Origin of the sequence: Streptomyces flavovariabilis (assembly GCF_000725785.1) — a bacterium.
Classification (GTDB): domain Bacteria; phylum Actinomycetota; class Actinomycetes; order Streptomycetales; family Streptomycetaceae; genus Streptomyces; species Streptomyces hawaiiensis.
The window spans coordinates 515,148-531,498 of the sequence record NZ_JNXD01000002.1 but is presented as its reverse complement, the minus strand read 5'-3'; the positions used below and the strand labels follow the sequence as shown (position 1 = coordinate 531,498).

The window sequence follows — 16,351 nt, the reverse complement described above, 5'->3', positions numbered from 1 at the left end:
CCGTCCCCCACGGACGCCGCCCTGGCCGCCGATCTGGCGCTGCCGATCGAGGAGCTCGAGCTCACCGTTCGGTCGTACAACTGCCTCAAGCGTGAGGGCATCCACTCCGTGGGTGAGCTCGTCGCGCGTTCCGAGGCGGACCTGCTCGACATCCGCAACTTCGGTGCGAAGTCGATCGACGAGGTCAAGGCGAAGCTCGCGGGTATGGGCCTCGCGCTCAAGGACTCGCCTCCCGGGTTCGACCCGACCGCCGCGGCGGACGCGTTCGGCGCGGACGACGACGCGGACGCGGGCTTTGTGGAGACCGAGCAGTACTAAGAGCTCGGGCCATCCGGTCCGTTCTCGGGTGCGGGAGCGCTGTGCTTGATCGCGCAGTTTCCCGCGCCCCTTCCGGACGGGCCCCTGCGGGGGCCTCGTCCGGATCTCCGACGGGCAACCGCCTGCTCGGATACTGACCCCGGTACCTGATACGGCCGGGGCAGACACCTAGGAGAAACACCATGCCGAAGCCCACCAAGGGTGCCCGTATGGGCGGCGGCGCCGCGCACGAGAAGCTGCTCCTCGCGAACCTCGCGAAGGCGCTGTTCGAGCACGGTCGCATCACCACCACCGAGGCGAAGGCCCGCAGGCTGCGGCCGTACGCCGAGCGTCTGGTCACCAAGGCGAAGAAGGGCGACCTTCACAACCGCCGTCAGGTGCTCCAGGTCATCACGGACAAGAGCATCGTGCACACGCTCTTCACCGAGATCGGCCCGCGCTACGAGAACCGTCCGGGTGGCTACACCCGCATCACCAAGATCGGTAACCGCCGTGGCGACAACGCGCCCATGGCTGTCATCGAGCTGGTCGAGGCGCTGACCGTGGCGCAGGAGGCGACGGGCGAGGCCGAGGCCGCGACGAAGCGTGCGGCGAAGGACAGCGAGGCTGTCGAGGCTCAGGTCGACACGACCAAGGCTGATGACGCCGAGGAGTCCAAGGACGCGTAAGCGTTCTGCCGGGGGCTTGCGCTTGCGGCTGCGGGTTCGCCGTGGCTTGTCACGCAGTTCCCCGCGCCCCTCGAAGGGCGTTGGCGGGTCCGTTCCCTTTGGGGGGAGCGGGCCCGCCTTTGTGTTGGTGAGAGGATCCTGGGGTGAGTGACGAAGTAGAGGCCGGCCACGTCCGGGTCCGGCTCGATCTGTCGTACGACGGGAGTGAGTTCTCCGGGTGGGCCAAGCAGGCCGGGGGGCGGCGGACCGTGCAGGGGGAGATCGAGGACGCCCTGCGGACCGTGACGCGGTCGCGGGAGACCCACGAGCTGACCGTCGCGGGGCGTACCGATGCGGGCGTGCACGCGCGGGGGCAGGTCGCTCATGTCGATCTGCCGCGTGAGGTGTGGGCCGAGCACCACCAGAAGCTGCTCAAGAGGCTCGCGGGGCGGCTGTCCCGGGACGTACGGGTCTGGGCGCTGAGGGAGGCGCCCAGTGGGTTCAACGCCCGTTTCTCGGCGGTCTGGAGGCGGTACGCGTACCGGGTCACCGACAACCCGGGGGGTGTCGATCCGCTGCTGCGCAGTCATGTGCTGTGGCACGACTGGCCCTTGGACGTGGACGCCATGAACGAGGCTGCCCGGGGGCTGCTGGGCGAGCACGACTTCGCCGCCTACTGCAAGAAGCGGGAGGGCGCGACCACCATCCGCACGCTCCAGGAGCTGAGCCTGGTGCGGGGGGACGACGGGATCATCACCGCCACCGTGCGGGCCGACGCGTTCTGCCACAACATGGTGCGCTCGCTCATCGGGGCGTTGCTGTTCGTCGGGGACGGGCACCGGCCCGCCGACTGGCCGGGGAAGGTGCTGGCAGCCGGCGTACGGGACTCGGCCGTGCACGTCGTACGGCCGCACGGGCTGACGCTGGAGGAGGTCGGCTACCCGGCCGACGAACTGCTCGCCGCGCGCAGCAAGGAGGCGCGGAACAAGCGGTCGTTGCCGTCGGCGGGCTGCTGCTGACGTCCGGTCATCCGTCGGCCGCGGCCGAGGCCTGGACCTCGCCGCGGCGCCGGATCTGGTCGAACGTGAACTGGGCCAGGTCGTCCCCGGTCTTGTAGACCGGAATGTCCTTGGGCGTGACGTCCTTGCCGTTGGTGAAGCCGGCGTTGGTGAAGTAGGCGTAGCGGCCGTAGGAGTTGCTGGTCGTGCGGCAGAACCCGGATTCGCAGAAGGGCTTCACGCCGCCGCCGGAGAGCGACTTCACGAAGCTCTTCTTGGTGGACTGGCCCTTGGCCTTCACGGCCTGTGCCTCGGTGTCGAAGACGGCCACGCCGACCGTCACCGCGATGCCGTCCTTGACGTAGGTGGCGCGTATCAGGCGCGTGCAGTCGTTCGCCGTGAGGATCTTGGGGAGCGTGCCGCCGGCCGCCGAGGCGCAGTTGCGGGTGTCGGCGGTGGGGCCCTTCTTGTACACCGTCCCGGCCTCGGTCAGCTGGGTGCCCGGGAAGAAGGTGGCCGGGCTGAGCGGGGCCTTGTCCTTCTTCGCGCTGGCGATGAAGTCCTTCGGGTCCAGCGGCGGAGGGGCGCTGGTCGGGGCGAACGACGGGGCCGAGGCGGACTGGCTCGGGATGTCGGCCGACGGCAGGGAGGCCGGGTTCCCCTGGTTGTCGCCGCCCGCCGAGACGACGGCCACTGCGACGGCGGTGCCGATCGCGACGGTGGCGAACGCGCCGCCGCCGATCAGCAGCAGCCGGCGTCGCCTGTTGCGGGCCTCGGAGGCTTCAGCGAGCGCTGCCCAGTCCGGAGACTGGCCGCCCCCGCTGTTCCAGGGCTGCTGCGACTGCGGTTTCCAGGGATCCCACTGGGACTGAGGTCCCCCCTGCTGCCCAAAGCTCATGGGCCGCATCTTAGACGGGACAAGGGGCGTGCTGGTCCGCCCGGATCGGCTCTCCAGCCCCTAGCGTTCCTCCCATGCGCACGGGCAAAGGGGACATCTTCGGGTGGTTGGGGCGACTGCTGCCGACGCTGGTGCTGCTGGGGTGCCTGCTGTCGTGGCCGGCCCCCGCGGCCGGGGTGTGGCCGTCGGTCGTGGTGGGGGCGCTGGGGGCGTGCCGTCGTCCGCGCGGTGGCCGGTCCGTGGTGCGGTGGGGCGCCGCGGCTGCCGTCGATGTGGCTCTCTCGTCGGTGTTCCCGTATGCGCGCCCGCTGCGGCGGCGGGTACTGCGGAAGGCCGTCACGCTCTGTGCCGTCCTGTACGTATCGGTGACCGAGCGGCTGCGGTGATACCGCGTTTTGACCCTTGTGGTGTACCCCGGTATTCTGCTTGTTCGTTGTGTATTGGCTTGCTCATTCTCACGGGACGGGCCCTTACACCGGTCCACCGGGCCGATGACCAGCGACCCCACGTACGCGGTATGCGTCGCCGCAGTGCGGTCCAGGCTGTCGTGATCGTTTCGGTGACCAGTTATGGACCATTCACTCGAAGCGAAGGCTACGAACCGTGCGTACGTACAGCCCCAAGCCCGGCGATGTGACGCGCCAGTGGCACGTCATCGACGCTCAGGACGTTGTCCTGGGTCGTCTCGCCACCACTGCCGCGACGCTCCTCCGGGGCAAGCACAAGCCGATCTACGCGCCGCACGTCGACGCTGGTGACTTCGTCATCATCATCAACGCCGACAAGGTGCACCTCTCCGGCAACAAGCGGACCCAGAAGATGGCGTACCGCCACTCCGGCTACCCGGGTGGTCTGCGCTCCGTCCGTTACGACGAGCTGCTGGACAAGAACCCGGAGAAGGCCATCGAGAAGGCCGTCAAGGGCATGCTCCCCAAGAACACGCTGGGCCGTCAGATGCTCTCGAAGCTGAAGGTCTACAAGGGTGACCAGCACCCGCACGGCGCGCAGCAGCCGCAGCCGTACGAGATCACCCAGGTCGCGCAGTAAGTCCGGCCACCACCCCTAGACCGAACAGAATCTGAGGAGAATCGTGGCCGAGACCACTGCCGAGCAGCCGCTCGAAGAGCTTGACATCGACAGCTACACCACCGAGTCCGAGGCCCCCGTCGAGGGTGAGTACACCTCGGAGTCGATGGCCTCCCGCTTCGGTGAGCCCCAGCCGGCCGCCGGCCTGGGCCGTCGCAAGAACGCCATCGCCCGCGTCCGGATCGTCCCGGGCACCGGCAAGTGGAAGATCAACGGTCGCACCCTCGAGGACTACTTCCCGAACAAGGTGCACCAGCAGGAAGTCAACGAGCCCTTCAAGGTGCTCGAGCTCGACGACCGCTACGACGTCATCGCCCGCATCTCCGGTGGCGGTGTCTCCGGTCAGGCCGGTGCGCTCCGTCTCGGTGTCGCCCGTGCGCTGAACGAGGCGGACGTCGACAACAACCGCGGCCCGCTGAAGAAGGCCGGCTTCCTCAAGCGCGACGACCGTGCGGTCGAGCGCAAGAAGGCCGGTCTGAAGAAGGCCCGCAAGGCCCCGCAGTACAGCAAGCGCTAATCGCGTCGCCCGTCCTTGCGACTGGCTTCGCAACGATCGCCCCGGCGGCACGGACTGTGCTGCCGGGGCGGTCTGTTTACACAACCCCTACAGCTCCCGGACAGTCTCAGGGGATGTACTCGGGGATGTGAGCCGCATTCTCTTCAGCAATTCGGAGGACACCACTGTGGGACGACTCTTCGGCACGGACGGCGTGCGCGGTGTGGCCAACGCGGATCTGACGGCGGAGATGGCCCTGGGCCTCTCCGTGGCCGCGGCGCACGTACTGGCCGAGGCGGGCACGTTCGAGGGGCACCGGCCGAGGGCCGTGGTCGGGCGTGACCCCCGTGCGTCCGGGGAGTTCCTGGAAGCCGCCGTGGTCGCGGGTCTCGCCAGCGCCGGCGTGGACGTCCTGCGGGTCGGCGTGCTGCCGACGCCCGCCGTGGCCTACCTGACCGGAGAGCTCGGCGCCGACCTCGGTGTGATGCTCTCCGCGAGCCACAACGCCATGCCCGACAACGGCGTCAAGTTCTTCGCCCGCGGTGGGCACAAGCTCGCCGACGAGCTGGAGGACCGGATCGAGTCCGTCTACGAGGAGCACCGCACCGGCGCCCCGTGGGACCGGCCGACCGGGTCCGGGGTGGGCCGCGTGCGCGCGTACGAAGAGGGCTTCGACCGGTACGTCGCGCATCTGCTGGGTGCCCTGCCGAACCGGCTCGAGGGGCTGAAGGTCGTCCTCGACGAGGCGCACGGCGCCGCCGCCCTGGTCTCGCCCGAGGCGTTCCAGCGGGCCGGTGCCGACGTCGTCACGATCGGGGCCGAGCCGGACGGGCTCAACATCAACGACGGGTGCGGTTCGACGCACCTGGACAAGATCAAGGCCGCGGTCATCGAGCACGGGGCCGATCTCGGCATCGCGCACGACGGTGACGCCGACCGGTGCCTCGCCGTCGACCACACCGGCGCCGAGGTGGACGGGGACCAGATCCTCGCGGTGCTCGCGCTGGCGATGCGGGAGCGCTCCGCGCTGCGGGCCGAGACGGTCGTGGCCACGGTGATGTCGAACCTCGGGTTCAAGCTCGCCATGGAGCGCGAGGGCATCCGCCTGGTGCAGACCGCTGTCGGTGACCGGTACGTGCTCGAGGAGATGAAGGAGCACGGGTTCGCCCTCGGGGGCGAGCAGTCCGGGCACGTGATCATCCTCGACCACGCGACGACCGGGGACGGGACGCTGACCGGGCTGCTGCTGGCGGCCCGGGTGGCGCAGAGCGGACGCACGCTGCGGGAGCTCGCCGCCGTCATGGAGCGGTTGCCGCAGGTGCTGATCAATGTCCCGGATGTCGACAGGACGCGGGTGGGGACGTCCGCGGAGCTTTCCACGGCCGTCGCGGATGCGGAGCGGGAGCTCGGGGCGACCGGGCGGGTGCTGCTGCGGCCCTCCGGGACCGAGCCGCTGGTCCGGGTGATGGTGGAGGCCGCTGACATCGAGCAGGCTCGGTCTGTCGCCGGGCGGCTGGCCGATGCCGTGAAGTCCGCGCTGGGCTGATGAACGGGCCGGGGGCGGGGACTGCGGTTGTTCGCGGGCCGCGGGTCGTGTGCGGCTTGGCGCGCAGTTCCCCGCGCCCCTAGGGCTTGATCGTCTTCTGGCGTTGTTGCGACCAGAGCCGTTTCTGGACCAGCAGGGTCGCTGTGCCCGCGATGATGATGCCCAAGAGGTTCAGCAGGAGCTGCTCCGTGGAGCCCCAGGTCTGCTTCATGTCGCCGTAGCTCAGGGCTACGGCCGCGTTCGCGGCGGCCGGGATCGTGGTGACCGAGATGGCCACGCCGACCAGGGCGCCCGACTTGGCCGAGGTCAGGGAGAGGGTGCCGGCGATGCCGGCCAGGACCGCCACGACGAAGGAGAACCAGTCGGGGGCGTAGATGAAGCCCGTGTTCGGGCGGTCGGCACTGAGCTGGTGCTCGCTGAACAGGTCGACGGCGTCCATGAAGAGGCTGAAGGCGACCGTCACCGCCATCGCCGCCGCGAAGCCCGCCAGCAGGGCGATCAGTGAGCGCAGGGCGAGGCGGGGGCGGCGCCGGACGATCGCGGTGCTGAGGCCGGCGAGCGGGCCGAACTCCGGGCCCACCGCCATGGCGCCCACGATCAGGATCGCGTTGTCCAGGACCACACCGCAGGCCGCGATCATCGTGGCGAGCGTGATGAAGGCCAGGTAGGTGACGGAGAGGGTCGACTCCTCGTGCGTCGCCTCCGTCAGCTGTTCCCACAGGACCGCGTCCGCGCCCTCGCCCGGGGCGTCCGCCTCGGCCTTGTCGGCCCGCTCCGACAGGGACAGGTCGATGGACTCGACGGCGATGGAACCGGTGGTGTCGATGCCCAGTTCCCGCAGACCGGCGAGCAGTTCGTCGCCCGCCTCGCGGGCCACGTCGCACATCACCACGTCCCCGGCGGGGTCACGGGCGGCGTCCGGCAGCACGACGAGGTGGGTGGTGCCGACCGTCTTCCCGATCAGCAGGACGACCTCGTCGGTCCGGTCGGATGGTGTGATCAGACGCAGATGGAGCATGGCGCCCATCTAACCGCCCATTCTCCCGGCGTCACAGCTTGCGCAGACTGAGCCGCTGCACCTTGTGGTCCGGGCCCTTGCGCACGACCAGGGTGGCGCGGCCGCGGGTGGGGGCGATGTTCTCGACCAGGTTGGGCCGGTTGATCGTGCGCCACATCGTCCGGGCGTAGTCGAGGGCCTCCTCCTCCGAGACCTGCGTGTACTTGCGGAAGTACGAGGACGGGTTCTGGAAGGCGGTCGCCCGCAGCTTGCGGAAGCGGTTGAGGTACCAGGTCTCGATGTCCTCGACGCGGGCGTCGACGTACACGCTGAAGTCGAAGTAGTCGGCGAGTCCGACGCGGGTGCGGCCGTCCTTGCCGGGCAGGGCCGGCTGGAGGACGTTCAGGCCCTCGACGATCAGGATGTCGGGGCGGCGGACCGTCAGCCTCTTGTCGGGGACGATGTCGTAGATCAGGTGGGAGTAGACGGGCGCGGTGACCTCGTCCTTGCCGGCCTTGATGTCGGCGACGAAGCGCGTCAGGGCGCGGCGGTCGTAGGACTCCGGGAAGCCCTTGCGGGACATCAGGCCGCGGGCCCGGAGTTCCCGGGTGGGGAGCAGGAAGCCGTCGGTGGTGACCAGCTCGACGCGCGGGTGTTCGGGCCAGCGTGAGAGCAGGGCCTGGAGGAGGCGGGCGACCGTCGACTTGCCGACGGCGACCGAGCCGGCCACGCCTATGACGAACGGGGTGCCCGACTGGGAGCCCTGTTCGCCCAGGAACGTGTTCAGCGCGCCTCTGAGGCCGTCGGTGGCGCCGACGTAGAGGTTGAGAAGCCGGGACAGCGGGAGGTAGATGTCCCGCACCTCGTCGAGGTCGATCACGTCGCCGAGACCGCGCAGCTTCTCGACCTCCTCGGCCGTCAGCGGCAGCGGCGTCTTGTCACGCAGCGCGCTCCACTCGGCTCGGGTGAGGTCGACGTAGGGAGTCGCCTCCGGGCGGGGCCGGTGGGCGCTCCGGGGCATCGAGGAGACCGGAGAGATCACAGTCCATTGTTACGGGCGTACGAACGGATGGTGAGGTGGGATCCGTCACGCGGCGGCTTTACTCGTCACTGTTCGGGCGGAACCCGGCCAAGCCTCCCCGGCTCCGGGCTTCGTACCCCGGTGGGAATTTCCGATTTCGGGCACGCTTTGGCCGGTTCGGTACGGGAATCGACCCTAAGCTGCCGCCCATGTGTGGAATCGTGGGATACGTGGGGCCGCAGTCCGCGCTCGAGGTCGTGATGGCCGGGCTGAAGCGGCTGGAGTACCGGGGCTACGACTCGGCGGGCGTCGCCGTCCTGGCCGACGGCGGGCTGGCGACGGCGAAGAAGGCCGGCAAGCTCCTCAACCTGGAGAAGGAGCTGGACGGCAGGCCGCTGCCGGCCGGCGCGACGGGCATCGGGCACACCCGCTGGGCCACGCACGGCGGGCCGACGGACACCAACGCCCACCCGCACATCGACAACGCGGGGCGGGTCGCGGTGGTGCACAACGGCATCATCGAGAACTTCGCCCTGCTGCGGGCCGAGCTGGCGGAGCGCGGCCACGAGCTGTCCTCCGAGACGGACACCGAGGTCGTCGCGCATCTGCTCGCCGAGGAGTTCTCCTCCTGCGCGGATCTCGCCGAGGCGATGCGGCTGGTGTGCCGGCGGCTGGAGGGCGCGTTCACGCTGGTCGCGGTGCACGCCGACGAGCCGGACGTGGTGGTGGGCGCGCGGCGGAACTCGCCGCTGGTGGTCGGCGTCGGCGAGGGCGAGGCCTTCCTCGCCTCGGACGTCGCCGCGTTCATCACCCACACACGCTCGGCGATCGAGCTCGGCCAGGACCAGGTGGTGGAGCTGCGCCGGGACGGCGTGACGGTGACGGGCTTCGACGGCCGCCCGGCCGACGTGCGGTCCTACCACGTCGACTGGGACGCGTCGGCCGCCGAGAAGGGCGGCTACGACTACTTCATGCTCAAGGAGATCGCCGAGCAGCCCAAGGCGGTCGCCGACACGCTCCTGGGCCGGATCGACGGTTCCGGTTCGCTGAGGCTGGACGAGGTGCGGATCCCTGCGGGGGCGCTGCGGGAGATCGACAAGGTCGTCATCGTCGCGTGCGGCACGGCCTTCCACGCCGGGATGATCGCCAAGTACGCGATCGAGCACTGGACGCGGCTGCCCTGCGAGGTGGAGCTGGCGAGCGAGTTCCGCTACCGGGACCCGATCCTGGACGCGCAGACGCTCGTCATCGCCATCTCCCAGTCCGGCGAGACCATGGACACGCTGATGGCGCTGCGGCACGCCCGCGAGCAGGGCTCCAGGGTGCTGGCGATCTGCAACACCAACGGCTCGACGATTCCGCGCGAATCGGACGCGGTGCTGTACACGCACGCCGGTCCCGAGGTGGCCGTCGCCTCCACCAAGGCGTTCCTGACGCAGCTCGTGGCGTGCTACCTCGTCGCCCTGTACCTGGGCCAGGTGCGCGGCACGAAGTGGGGTGACGAGATCCGGGCGGTGATCCGCGACCTGTCCTCGATCGCCGGTGCGGTGGACCGGGTGCTGGGCACTATGGAGCCGGTGCGGGAGCTGGCACGCACGCTGGCTTCGAAGAAGACGGTGCTGTTCCTCGGACGGCACGTGGGGTATCCGGTGGCGCTGGAAGGTGCGCTGAAGCTCAAGGAACTCGCCTACATGCACGCGGAGGGGTTCGCGGCCGGGGAGTTGAAGCACGGGCCGATCGCCCTCATCGAGGAGGACCTGCCGGTGGTCGTGGTGGTGCCGTCGCCGCGTGGGCGGTCGGTGCTGCACGACAAGATCGTGTCCAACATCCAGGAGATCCGGGCCAGGGGGGCGCGGACGATCGTGATCGCGGAGGAGGGCGACGAGGAGGTCGTGCCGTACGCGGATCACCTGATCCGGATTCCCGCCACACCGACCTTGCTGCAGCCGCTCGTCGCGACGGTTCCGCTTCAGGTGTTCGCGTGTGAGCTGGCGACGGCTCGGGGGAACGAGGTGGATCAGCCCCGGAACCTGGCCAAGTCGGTGACCGTGGAGTGAGGGCGGGGATGTGAGCGCGGGGGAGTGAGCGGGCCGCGTTGCCCGGGCGCGTGCGAAGGGGCGAACGGCTGTGTTCCGTTCGCCCCTGCGGTCAGCCGGCCGGGCCGTCTGGTGCTCCGGCTCAGATGGGCAGGCAGGTCGCCGGGACCCAGCCTTCCTTGCTGGTGCTGTTCGGGCCGCCGAAGTACCACTTGTTGCTCGTCTTGCCGCAGGCCGTGTAGCTGCCGCCCGTGGTGGGCTTGCCGTCACCGAAGCAGACACCGCCCTTCTGGCCCTTGCCCCAGGTGCCGAGAGCCGTGGAGCTCGTCTTGGGCGCGCTGCGGAGGTTGACGGTCGCCTTGGGCTTCACGTTGACCAGCGCGCTGCTGCAGTCCGGCTTCGTCGCCGCGGCGGCGGTGCCGGCGGTGCCGGTGAGGGCCGTGGCGAAGAGAGCTATGGCGGTGGCCGCGGTCCCCAGCGACGTGAACTTCATGGTCGGTGTCCTCCCGTATGTGCGATGCGGTTTGCTCATCGCGGTCAGCGCGAACTCTATAGAGGGGAGGTGGAGTTGAGGATCACGGGGTCGCCCGGGCGGTGCATCGGGCGCCGTTGCCGCCGGATCCCGCCCGTCACCGTAGGGTGCTGCCCATGAGCATCATCGGGGTCGGCATCGACGTTGCCGAGATCGAGCGGTTCGCGGCTTCACTGGAGCGTACGCCCGCGCTGGCCGGTCGGCTGTTCGTGGAGCGGGAGCTGCTGCTGCCCAGCGGGGAGCGGCGGGGGGTCGCCTCGCTCGCCGCGCGGTTCGCGGCCAAGGAGGCGCTGGCCAAGGCGCTCGGTGCGCCGCCCGGGCTGCTGTGGACCGACGCCGAGGTGTGTGTCGAGGACAGTGGGCGACCCCGGCTGCGGGTGACCGGGACGGTGGCCGCGCGGGCCGCCGAACTCGGGGTGCGGACGTGGCATGTGTCGCTGAGTCATGACGCGGGAGTGGCCTCGGCCGTGGTGATCGCGGAGGCGTGAGAAGTGCCCCTGCACAGACCCCGGGCGCGGGGCCGCGGCCGGAACCCCGAAGCCCCCGGCCGGGGGCCGAGGGCTTCGGAGCATGGGGGCTCGGGGGCTCCGGTCAGCAGATCGACTGGCTGCTGTTCACCCGCGTGATGTTCCGGAACGTGGTGTTCTCACCGCACGGGCTCTCCCTGATGGCCGAGTTGGTGACCGTCAGGTTCTGGATGGTGATGTCCCTGTTGTTGGGGAACTCCGAGCGCGCGGCGAGGCGCAGTTCGCCGCCGCCCGTGATCGTGCCGCTCTGGGCCGCGAGGTTGACGTTGTAGCAGTTCTCGATCAGGACCGAGTTGTTGCCGGTGCTGGACAGCGTCACCTTGTCGATGACGGCCCCACCGCTCTCCGAGACGCAGAACACGCCGCGTCCGCCGCCGCGCGCGACGACCTCGCCGACGCGGATGTTGGTGGGGTAGCCGCTGCCGACCCGGCCGTTGCGGTTGGCCATGCGGAAGGCGGCGTAGCCGGTGCCCGTGCCGGCGTTCTCGGCGTCCACCTTGGTGACCCGGGCGTTGATGGTCTGGTTGAGCAGCAGGCCCGACTCGCCGACGTTGCGGGCCGTCACCGTGCCGATGGTGAGGCCGTCGACGCCGTAGGTCTCGACCGCGTGGCTGGACGCGCCGGAGACGTAGACGTTGTCGATGCGGACGTTGCGCGTCCACTGGCTGGTGTCGCCGCGGTTGTCGATGCGGACGCCCAGACCGCGGGAGAGGCGCATGTCGATCTGGCCGAGCACCACGTTCTGGACGTTGCGCAGGAAGATGCCGTACAGCGGGGTGCCGGTGAGCTTGAGGTTCTGGACCTCGACGTCGCGGGTGCCGCGCGAGTAGACCGGCGCCTGGTCGCCCGAGCCGCTGCCGGTGACGTTGATCGTGCCGCAGACGTCGAGGACGGTGTAGCTCGGCAGCGAGATGCGTGAGCCCGCCGAGACCGAACCCGAGCCGCGGACTACGACCCGTTCCTTCGATGTGCGCCCGGACGTGAGGCTGTTGACGGCCGCCTGGACGGCCGCGCGCATGTCGGTGCCCGTGTAGACCGTGCTGCCGCCGCGCCGGGCGGTCCAGTTGCCGCCGCTCTGCACGGCCTCGGCCTGGTAGGAGCCGTCTCCGCAGGCCAGTGCTCGCGTGGGGGCGGCCGTGGCGGGGGCGGTCAGGGTGCCGGCGGCGGTGAGGAGGGCAGTGGCACCGGCGGCGGCCAGTAATGCGGCTCTGCGTCCCATGGGGGGCCTCGGTTTCGTCGAACGTGGGGGAGTGTGCAAGCGCTTTCTGCGCGGCCGGGAGTCTGGCAAAGGCACGGCAGAGCGTCAATGGATGCGACACGGTTCGCAGATGAGGGAGATGCGGGTAACGCGTGTGAAGGGGAGTGGCCCCGCGGTCGTACGGGAAACTCGACCGCATGCGTACTGCGTACAGCGTGGAGACGGTCCGGAACGCCGAACGGGAGCTGATGGCGCGGCTGCCGGAGGGGGCGCTGATGCAACGCGCCGCCGCCGGGCTCGCCGCGGCCTGCGCCGACCTGCTGGGGCGGGTGTACGGGAGCAGGGTCGTACTGCTGGTCGGCAGCGGCGACAACGGGGGTGACGCCCTGTACGCCGGGGCCCGGCTGGCCCGCCGGGGGGCCGGGGTCACGGCGGTGCTGCTCGCGCCGGAGCGGACGCACGCGGCCGGACTCGCGGCGCTGCGGCGGGCCGGCGGGCGGGTCGCGCGGACCGGCGAGGGCGAGGCACTGGCCGAGGACGCGGACCTTGTCGTCGACGGGATCGTCGGGATCGGGGGGAAGGGCGGCCTGCGGCCGGAGGCGGTGCCGCTGGCGGCCGCCGCCGGGCGGTCGCGGGGGGCCGTCGTCGCCGTCGATCTGCCGAGCGGTGTCGACGCCGACACCGGGGAGGTGCACGGGGTCGCCGTGCGGGCCGACCTGACCGTGACGTTCGGGACGCACAAGCCCGGGCTTCTGATCGATCCCGCGCGCGAGTACGCGGGGTCGGTGCGGCTGGTCGACATCGGACTGGAGCTGCCGGCCGAGCCGGAGCTGGAGGCGTTGCAGCACCACGATGTGGCTCGGCTGCTGCCGGTGCCGCGGGCGGAGAGCGACAAGTACCGGCGGGGCGTGGTCGGGATCGCCGCCGGGTCGGCGCGGTATCCCGGGGCCGCTGTGCTCGCCGTCTCGGGGGCGCTGCGGGGCGGGGCCGGGGCCGTGCGGTACGTCGGGCCGGCCGGGGACGCGGTCATCGCGCGGTTTCCCGAGACGCTCGTGTCGGATCAGGGGCCGAAGCATGCCGGGCGGGTCCAGGCGTGGGTCGTCGGGCCGGGAGCCGGGGACGACGCGGCGACGGTGCGGGAGGCGCTGGCGGCGGAGGTGCCGGTACTGATCGACGCGGACGGGCTGCGGCTGGCGGACGCGGAGGCCGTACGGGGGCGGCGGGCGCCGACGCTGATGACCCCGCACGCGGGGGAGGCGGCGGCACTGCTGGGTGTGGAGCGGGGGGAGGTCGAAAGGGGCCGGCTGACCGCGGTGCGGGAGCTGGCGCGGCGGTACGGGGCGACCGTGCTGCTCAAGGGGTCCACGACGCTGGTGGCCGACTCGGGGGGCGGTGCGGTGCGGGTGAATCCGACGGGGACGGGGTGGCTGGCCACGGCCGGGAGCGGGGACGTGCTGTCCGGGCTGGGCGGGTCGTTGCTGGCGGCGGGGCTGTCCGCGGTGGATGCGGGGAGTGTCGGGGCGTATGTGCACGGGCTGGCCGGGCGGTTGGCGGCGGAGGGGGCGCCGGTGGGGGCGCACGATGTGGCCGCCGCGGTTCCGGACGCTTGGCGGAATGTTGTGGGGTGAGGGGCGGGGCTGGGCTGGGGCTGATCGCGGGCGCGGGGCGATGGGGGTGGCTGGGGGAGTGTGTCGCCCCCTCCGCTCCTTCCCGTCCCGACTCCGGAGGCTGCCGCCCCCCGGGGCCCCCGCTTCGGCCTGAACGGCCTCGTCCTCAAGCGCCGGACGGGCTGGTGGTGGCTGGACGGTGTCGTCGGGTGCGGCAGCCTGGTGGGTGGCCGGGCGGTGCCGTCGGGTGCGGCAGTCGGGCTGTGGCTGATGCCTCCGGGTGACCCCGGCCGCGCGGCAACACCGGCCCGGCCCGTGCCCCGCGCTTGTCTGGGCGCATGAGCCGCAGACGTACCGCCGGGCGGGTCCTCGCCCTCCTGCTCGCCGCTGTCGCCGTGCTGCCCGTCGGGGTCGCCGGGGCCGCTCCCGTGCCGCCGGCTCCAGGGCCCCCGGCCGAGCTGGTGCCCGGAGTCGCGCCGGGGCCCGCGCAGCCCTGGTCGCTCGACACGCCCGACCAGGCTCTGCCGCCCGTGGTGTACACGCCGACCGCCGAGGAGGATGCCGTCGAGCCGCGGAGCGCGGTGGCGGGGACGTACGCGCTCGTCGAGTACGTGCCGCTGGGTGAGGCGGTCGCGCAGGTGAGCTGCACCGCGAAGACGGGGCCGTACCAGCGGCAGGTCGAGCGGTGGCTCGGGCTGCGGGTCGACGGAAGGCAGTCGGCGGGCGACTGCCGGGTCATCCGGGCGTTCCAGGTGAAGCAGGGGATCAAGCCGGCCATGGGGTTCGCGGGGCCGGTCACGTGGTCGCGGATGCGGTATCTGTCGGCCCGCCGGAATCCGAACGCCGCCGGGAACTGCCCGGTGCGGACCCACCCCGTGGCGTGTGTGGATCTCAGCCGTCAGCTGATGTGGGTGCAGAAGGGCCGGCAGGTCGTGTTCGGGGCGGTGCCCATCCGCAGCGGGCGGGCCGGGTACCGGACCAGGGCCGGGTGGCACAAGGTCTACTGGCGGCACAAGAACCACTGGTCGACGCTGTACAACACGCCCATGCCGTACTCCCAGTTCTTCAGCGGCGGGCAGGCCTTCCACGGCGTCTACGGCTCTCTCCACACCGCCGTCGGCTCGATGGGCTGCGTCAATCTCACCGTGGGTGACGCACGGCGGCTGTGGGGGGTGCTCAGGAAGGGCGACCGGGTGTTCGTGTGGGGGCGGCGGCCCGGGACGTAGCCGACCTGCCGCCGGAGCCCTCTGAGACACTGGGCGCGATGAGCGAGAGAACAGCCCCGCGGGCCGCGCCCCTGCGGGCCCGTGCCGAGATCGACCTGGCCGCCCTGCGGGCCAATGTGCGGGTCCTGCGTGCCCACGCGCCGGGCGCGGCCGTGATGGCCGTGGTGAAGTCCGAGGCGTACGGCCACGGGGCTGTGCCGTGTGCCCGCGCGGCCGTCGCCGCGGGGGCGAGCTGGCTGGGCACGGCCACGCCCGAGGAGGCCCTCGCCCTGCGGGCCGCCGGGCTGCCGGGCCGCATCATGTGCTGGCTGTGGACGCCCGGCGGGCCGTGGCGCGAGGCCATCGAGGCCGAGCTGGACGTGTCCGTCAGCGGGATGTGGGCCCTGGCGGAGGTCGTCGAGGCGGCCAGGGGAGCCGGCCGGCCCGCTCGCGTGCAGCTCAAGGCCGACACCGGGCTCGGGCGCAACGGGTGCCAGCCCGGGGACGACTGGGCCGCGCTGGTCCGCGAGGCGCTGCGGGCCGAGGCCGAGGGGCTGCTGCGCGTCACGGGGCTGTGGTCGCACTTCGCCTGCGCCGACGAGCCCGGGCACCCCTCCATCGCCGCCCAGCTCGCCGTGTTCCGGGAGATGGTCGGCTATGCCGAGGGGCAGGGCGTGCGGCCCGAGGTCCGGCACATCGCCAACTCTCCGGCCACGCTCACGCTCCCCGAGAGCCACTTCGACCTGGTCCGCACGGGCATCGCCACCTACGGCATCTCGCCCAGCCCCGAGCTCGGCACCCCGGCCGACTTCGGGCTGCGCCCGGTGATGACGCTGTCCGCCTCACTGGCCCTGGTCAAGCACGTCCCGGGCGGGCACGGCGTCAGCTACGGCCACCGGTACGTGACACCCGGCGAGACCACCCTCGGCCTGGTGCCGCTGGGCTACGCCGACGGCATCCCGCGGCACGCCTCCTCGGCCGGGCCGGTCCTGGTCGAGGGCAAGTGGCGCACGATCGCCGGGCGGGTCGCCATGGACCAGTTCGTGGTGGACCTGGGCGGCGACGAGCCCGCGGCGGGGGCCGATGCGGTCCTCTTCGGCCCGGGGGACCGGGGCGAGCCCACCGCGGAGGACTGGGCCCAGGCGGCCGGAACCATCGCCTACGAGATCGTGACCCGGATCGGAACGCGTGTTCCTCGCGTCTATGTGAATGAGGAACAGGACGGGTAACTCGCACAGG

At 71.4% G+C, this 16,351-nt stretch carries 17 protein-coding genes; 12 read left to right on the top strand and 5 right to left on the bottom strand.

Annotated elements, in window-relative coordinates; all coding sequences use genetic code 11:
- The 3 genes from IO24_RS0107405 to truA all read left to right on the top strand — a co-directional run.
- Positions 1 to 318 (top strand): DNA-directed RNA polymerase subunit alpha C-terminal domain-containing protein (locus tag IO24_RS0107405; protein ID WP_030173928.1); only part of this gene is annotated, 318 nt, incomplete at its 5' end.
- A 182-nt stretch (positions 319 to 500) separates the two neighbouring features.
- Positions 501 to 986, top strand: a complete 486-nt coding sequence (gene rplQ / locus IO24_RS0107400) for a 50S ribosomal protein L17 (protein WP_031133136.1) — start codon at positions 501 to 503, stop codon at positions 984 to 986.
- Between the two features lie 143 nt (positions 987 to 1,129).
- A complete protein-coding gene (truA, locus tag IO24_RS0107395; protein ID WP_031133134.1) occupies positions 1,130 to 1,984 on the top strand; it encodes a tRNA pseudouridine(38-40) synthase TruA in 855 nt (284 codons plus the stop codon).
- Between the two features lie 7 nt (positions 1,985 to 1,991).
- On the opposite strand, the gene IO24_RS0107390 is transcribed toward truA, so the two are convergent.
- On the bottom strand, positions 1,992 to 2,861 hold the full coding sequence (locus tag IO24_RS0107390) for a hypothetical protein (protein ID WP_031133132.1): 870 nt from the start codon (positions 2,859 to 2,861) through the stop codon (positions 1,992 to 1,994).
- Between the two features lie 74 nt (positions 2,862 to 2,935).
- Between IO24_RS0107390 and IO24_RS0107385 the strand changes: the two genes are divergently transcribed.
- From IO24_RS0107385 to glmM, 4 genes are all read left to right on the top strand, one after another.
- Positions 2,936 to 3,247, top strand: a complete 312-nt coding sequence (locus IO24_RS0107385; protein ID WP_031133130.1) for a hypothetical protein — start codon at positions 2,936 to 2,938, stop codon at positions 3,245 to 3,247.
- A 217-nt stretch (positions 3,248 to 3,464) separates the two neighbouring features.
- Positions 3,465 to 3,908, top strand: a complete 444-nt coding sequence (gene rplM / locus IO24_RS0107380) for a 50S ribosomal protein L13 (RefSeq protein ID WP_010036634.1) — start codon at positions 3,465 to 3,467, stop codon at positions 3,906 to 3,908.
- Between the two features lie 43 nt (positions 3,909 to 3,951).
- Positions 3,952 to 4,464, top strand: coding sequence for a 30S ribosomal protein S9 (gene rpsI / locus IO24_RS40400; protein ID WP_031133128.1), 513 nt, complete (start codon positions 3,952 to 3,954; stop codon positions 4,462 to 4,464).
- A gap of 166 nt (positions 4,465 to 4,630) precedes the next feature.
- Complete coding sequence (gene glmM, locus IO24_RS0107370) at positions 4,631 to 5,989, top strand: phosphoglucosamine mutase (RefSeq protein WP_031133126.1); 1,359 nt, start codon at positions 4,631 to 4,633, stop codon at positions 5,987 to 5,989.
- A 79-nt stretch (positions 5,990 to 6,068) separates the two neighbouring features.
- On the opposite strand, the gene IO24_RS0107365 is transcribed toward glmM, so the two are convergent.
- On the bottom strand, positions 6,069 to 7,007 hold the full coding sequence (locus IO24_RS0107365) for a DUF389 domain-containing protein (protein ID WP_031133124.1): 939 nt from the start codon (positions 7,005 to 7,007) through the stop codon (positions 6,069 to 6,071).
- A gap of 31 nt (positions 7,008 to 7,038) precedes the next feature.
- Positions 7,039 to 8,007: a type I pantothenate kinase gene (coaA, locus tag IO24_RS0107360; protein WP_031133122.1), complete on the bottom strand. Its 969-nt coding sequence runs from the start codon at positions 8,005 to 8,007 to the stop codon at positions 7,039 to 7,041.
- 209 nt (positions 8,008 to 8,216) lie between these two features.
- Here coaA and glmS point away from each other — a divergent pair, with 209 nt between their 5' ends.
- Positions 8,217 to 10,064 (top strand): glutamine--fructose-6-phosphate transaminase (isomerizing), encoded by a 1,848-nt coding sequence (gene glmS / locus IO24_RS0107355; RefSeq protein ID WP_031133120.1) that lies wholly within the window; start codon positions 8,217 to 8,219, stop codon positions 10,062 to 10,064.
- Positions 10,065 to 10,185: 121 nt separating this feature from the next.
- Here glmS and IO24_RS0107350 read toward each other — a convergent pair whose 3' ends face one another.
- Positions 10,186 to 10,536: a hypothetical protein gene (locus IO24_RS0107350; RefSeq protein ID WP_031133118.1), complete on the bottom strand. Its 351-nt coding sequence runs from the start codon at positions 10,534 to 10,536 to the stop codon at positions 10,186 to 10,188.
- Between the two features lie 155 nt (positions 10,537 to 10,691).
- Here IO24_RS0107350 and IO24_RS0107345 point away from each other — a divergent pair, with 155 nt between their 5' ends.
- Positions 10,692 to 11,063, top strand: coding sequence for a holo-ACP synthase (locus IO24_RS0107345; RefSeq protein WP_031133117.1), 372 nt, complete (start codon positions 10,692 to 10,694; stop codon positions 11,061 to 11,063).
- A gap of 103 nt (positions 11,064 to 11,166) precedes the next feature.
- Here the strand turns inward: IO24_RS0107345 and IO24_RS0107340 are convergent, their stop codons facing one another.
- Entirely contained in the window at positions 11,167 to 12,321 is a 1,155-nt protein-coding gene (locus IO24_RS0107340) for a right-handed parallel beta-helix repeat-containing protein (RefSeq protein WP_031133115.1), read from the bottom strand.
- A gap of 176 nt (positions 12,322 to 12,497) precedes the next feature.
- Between IO24_RS0107340 and IO24_RS0107335 the strand changes: the two genes are divergently transcribed.
- The 3 genes from IO24_RS0107335 to alr all read left to right on the top strand — a co-directional run bounded on the left by IO24_RS0107335 (position 12,498) and on the right by alr (position 16,341).
- The gene (locus IO24_RS0107335; protein ID WP_031133113.1) at positions 12,498 to 13,928 is read left to right on the top strand and encodes a bifunctional ADP-dependent NAD(P)H-hydrate dehydratase/NAD(P)H-hydrate epimerase; all 1,431 of its coding nucleotides are present in this window, start codon (positions 12,498 to 12,500) and stop codon (positions 13,926 to 13,928) included.
- Between the two features lie 317 nt (positions 13,929 to 14,245).
- Positions 14,246 to 15,133, top strand: coding sequence for a L,D-transpeptidase (locus IO24_RS0107330; protein ID WP_031133111.1), 888 nt, complete (start codon positions 14,246 to 14,248; stop codon positions 15,131 to 15,133).
- A 38-nt stretch (positions 15,134 to 15,171) separates the two neighbouring features.
- Complete coding sequence (alr, locus tag IO24_RS0107325; RefSeq protein ID WP_031133110.1) at positions 15,172 to 16,341, top strand: alanine racemase; 1,170 nt, start codon at positions 15,172 to 15,174, stop codon at positions 16,339 to 16,341.
- Positions 16,342 to 16,351 lie beyond the last annotated feature (10 nt).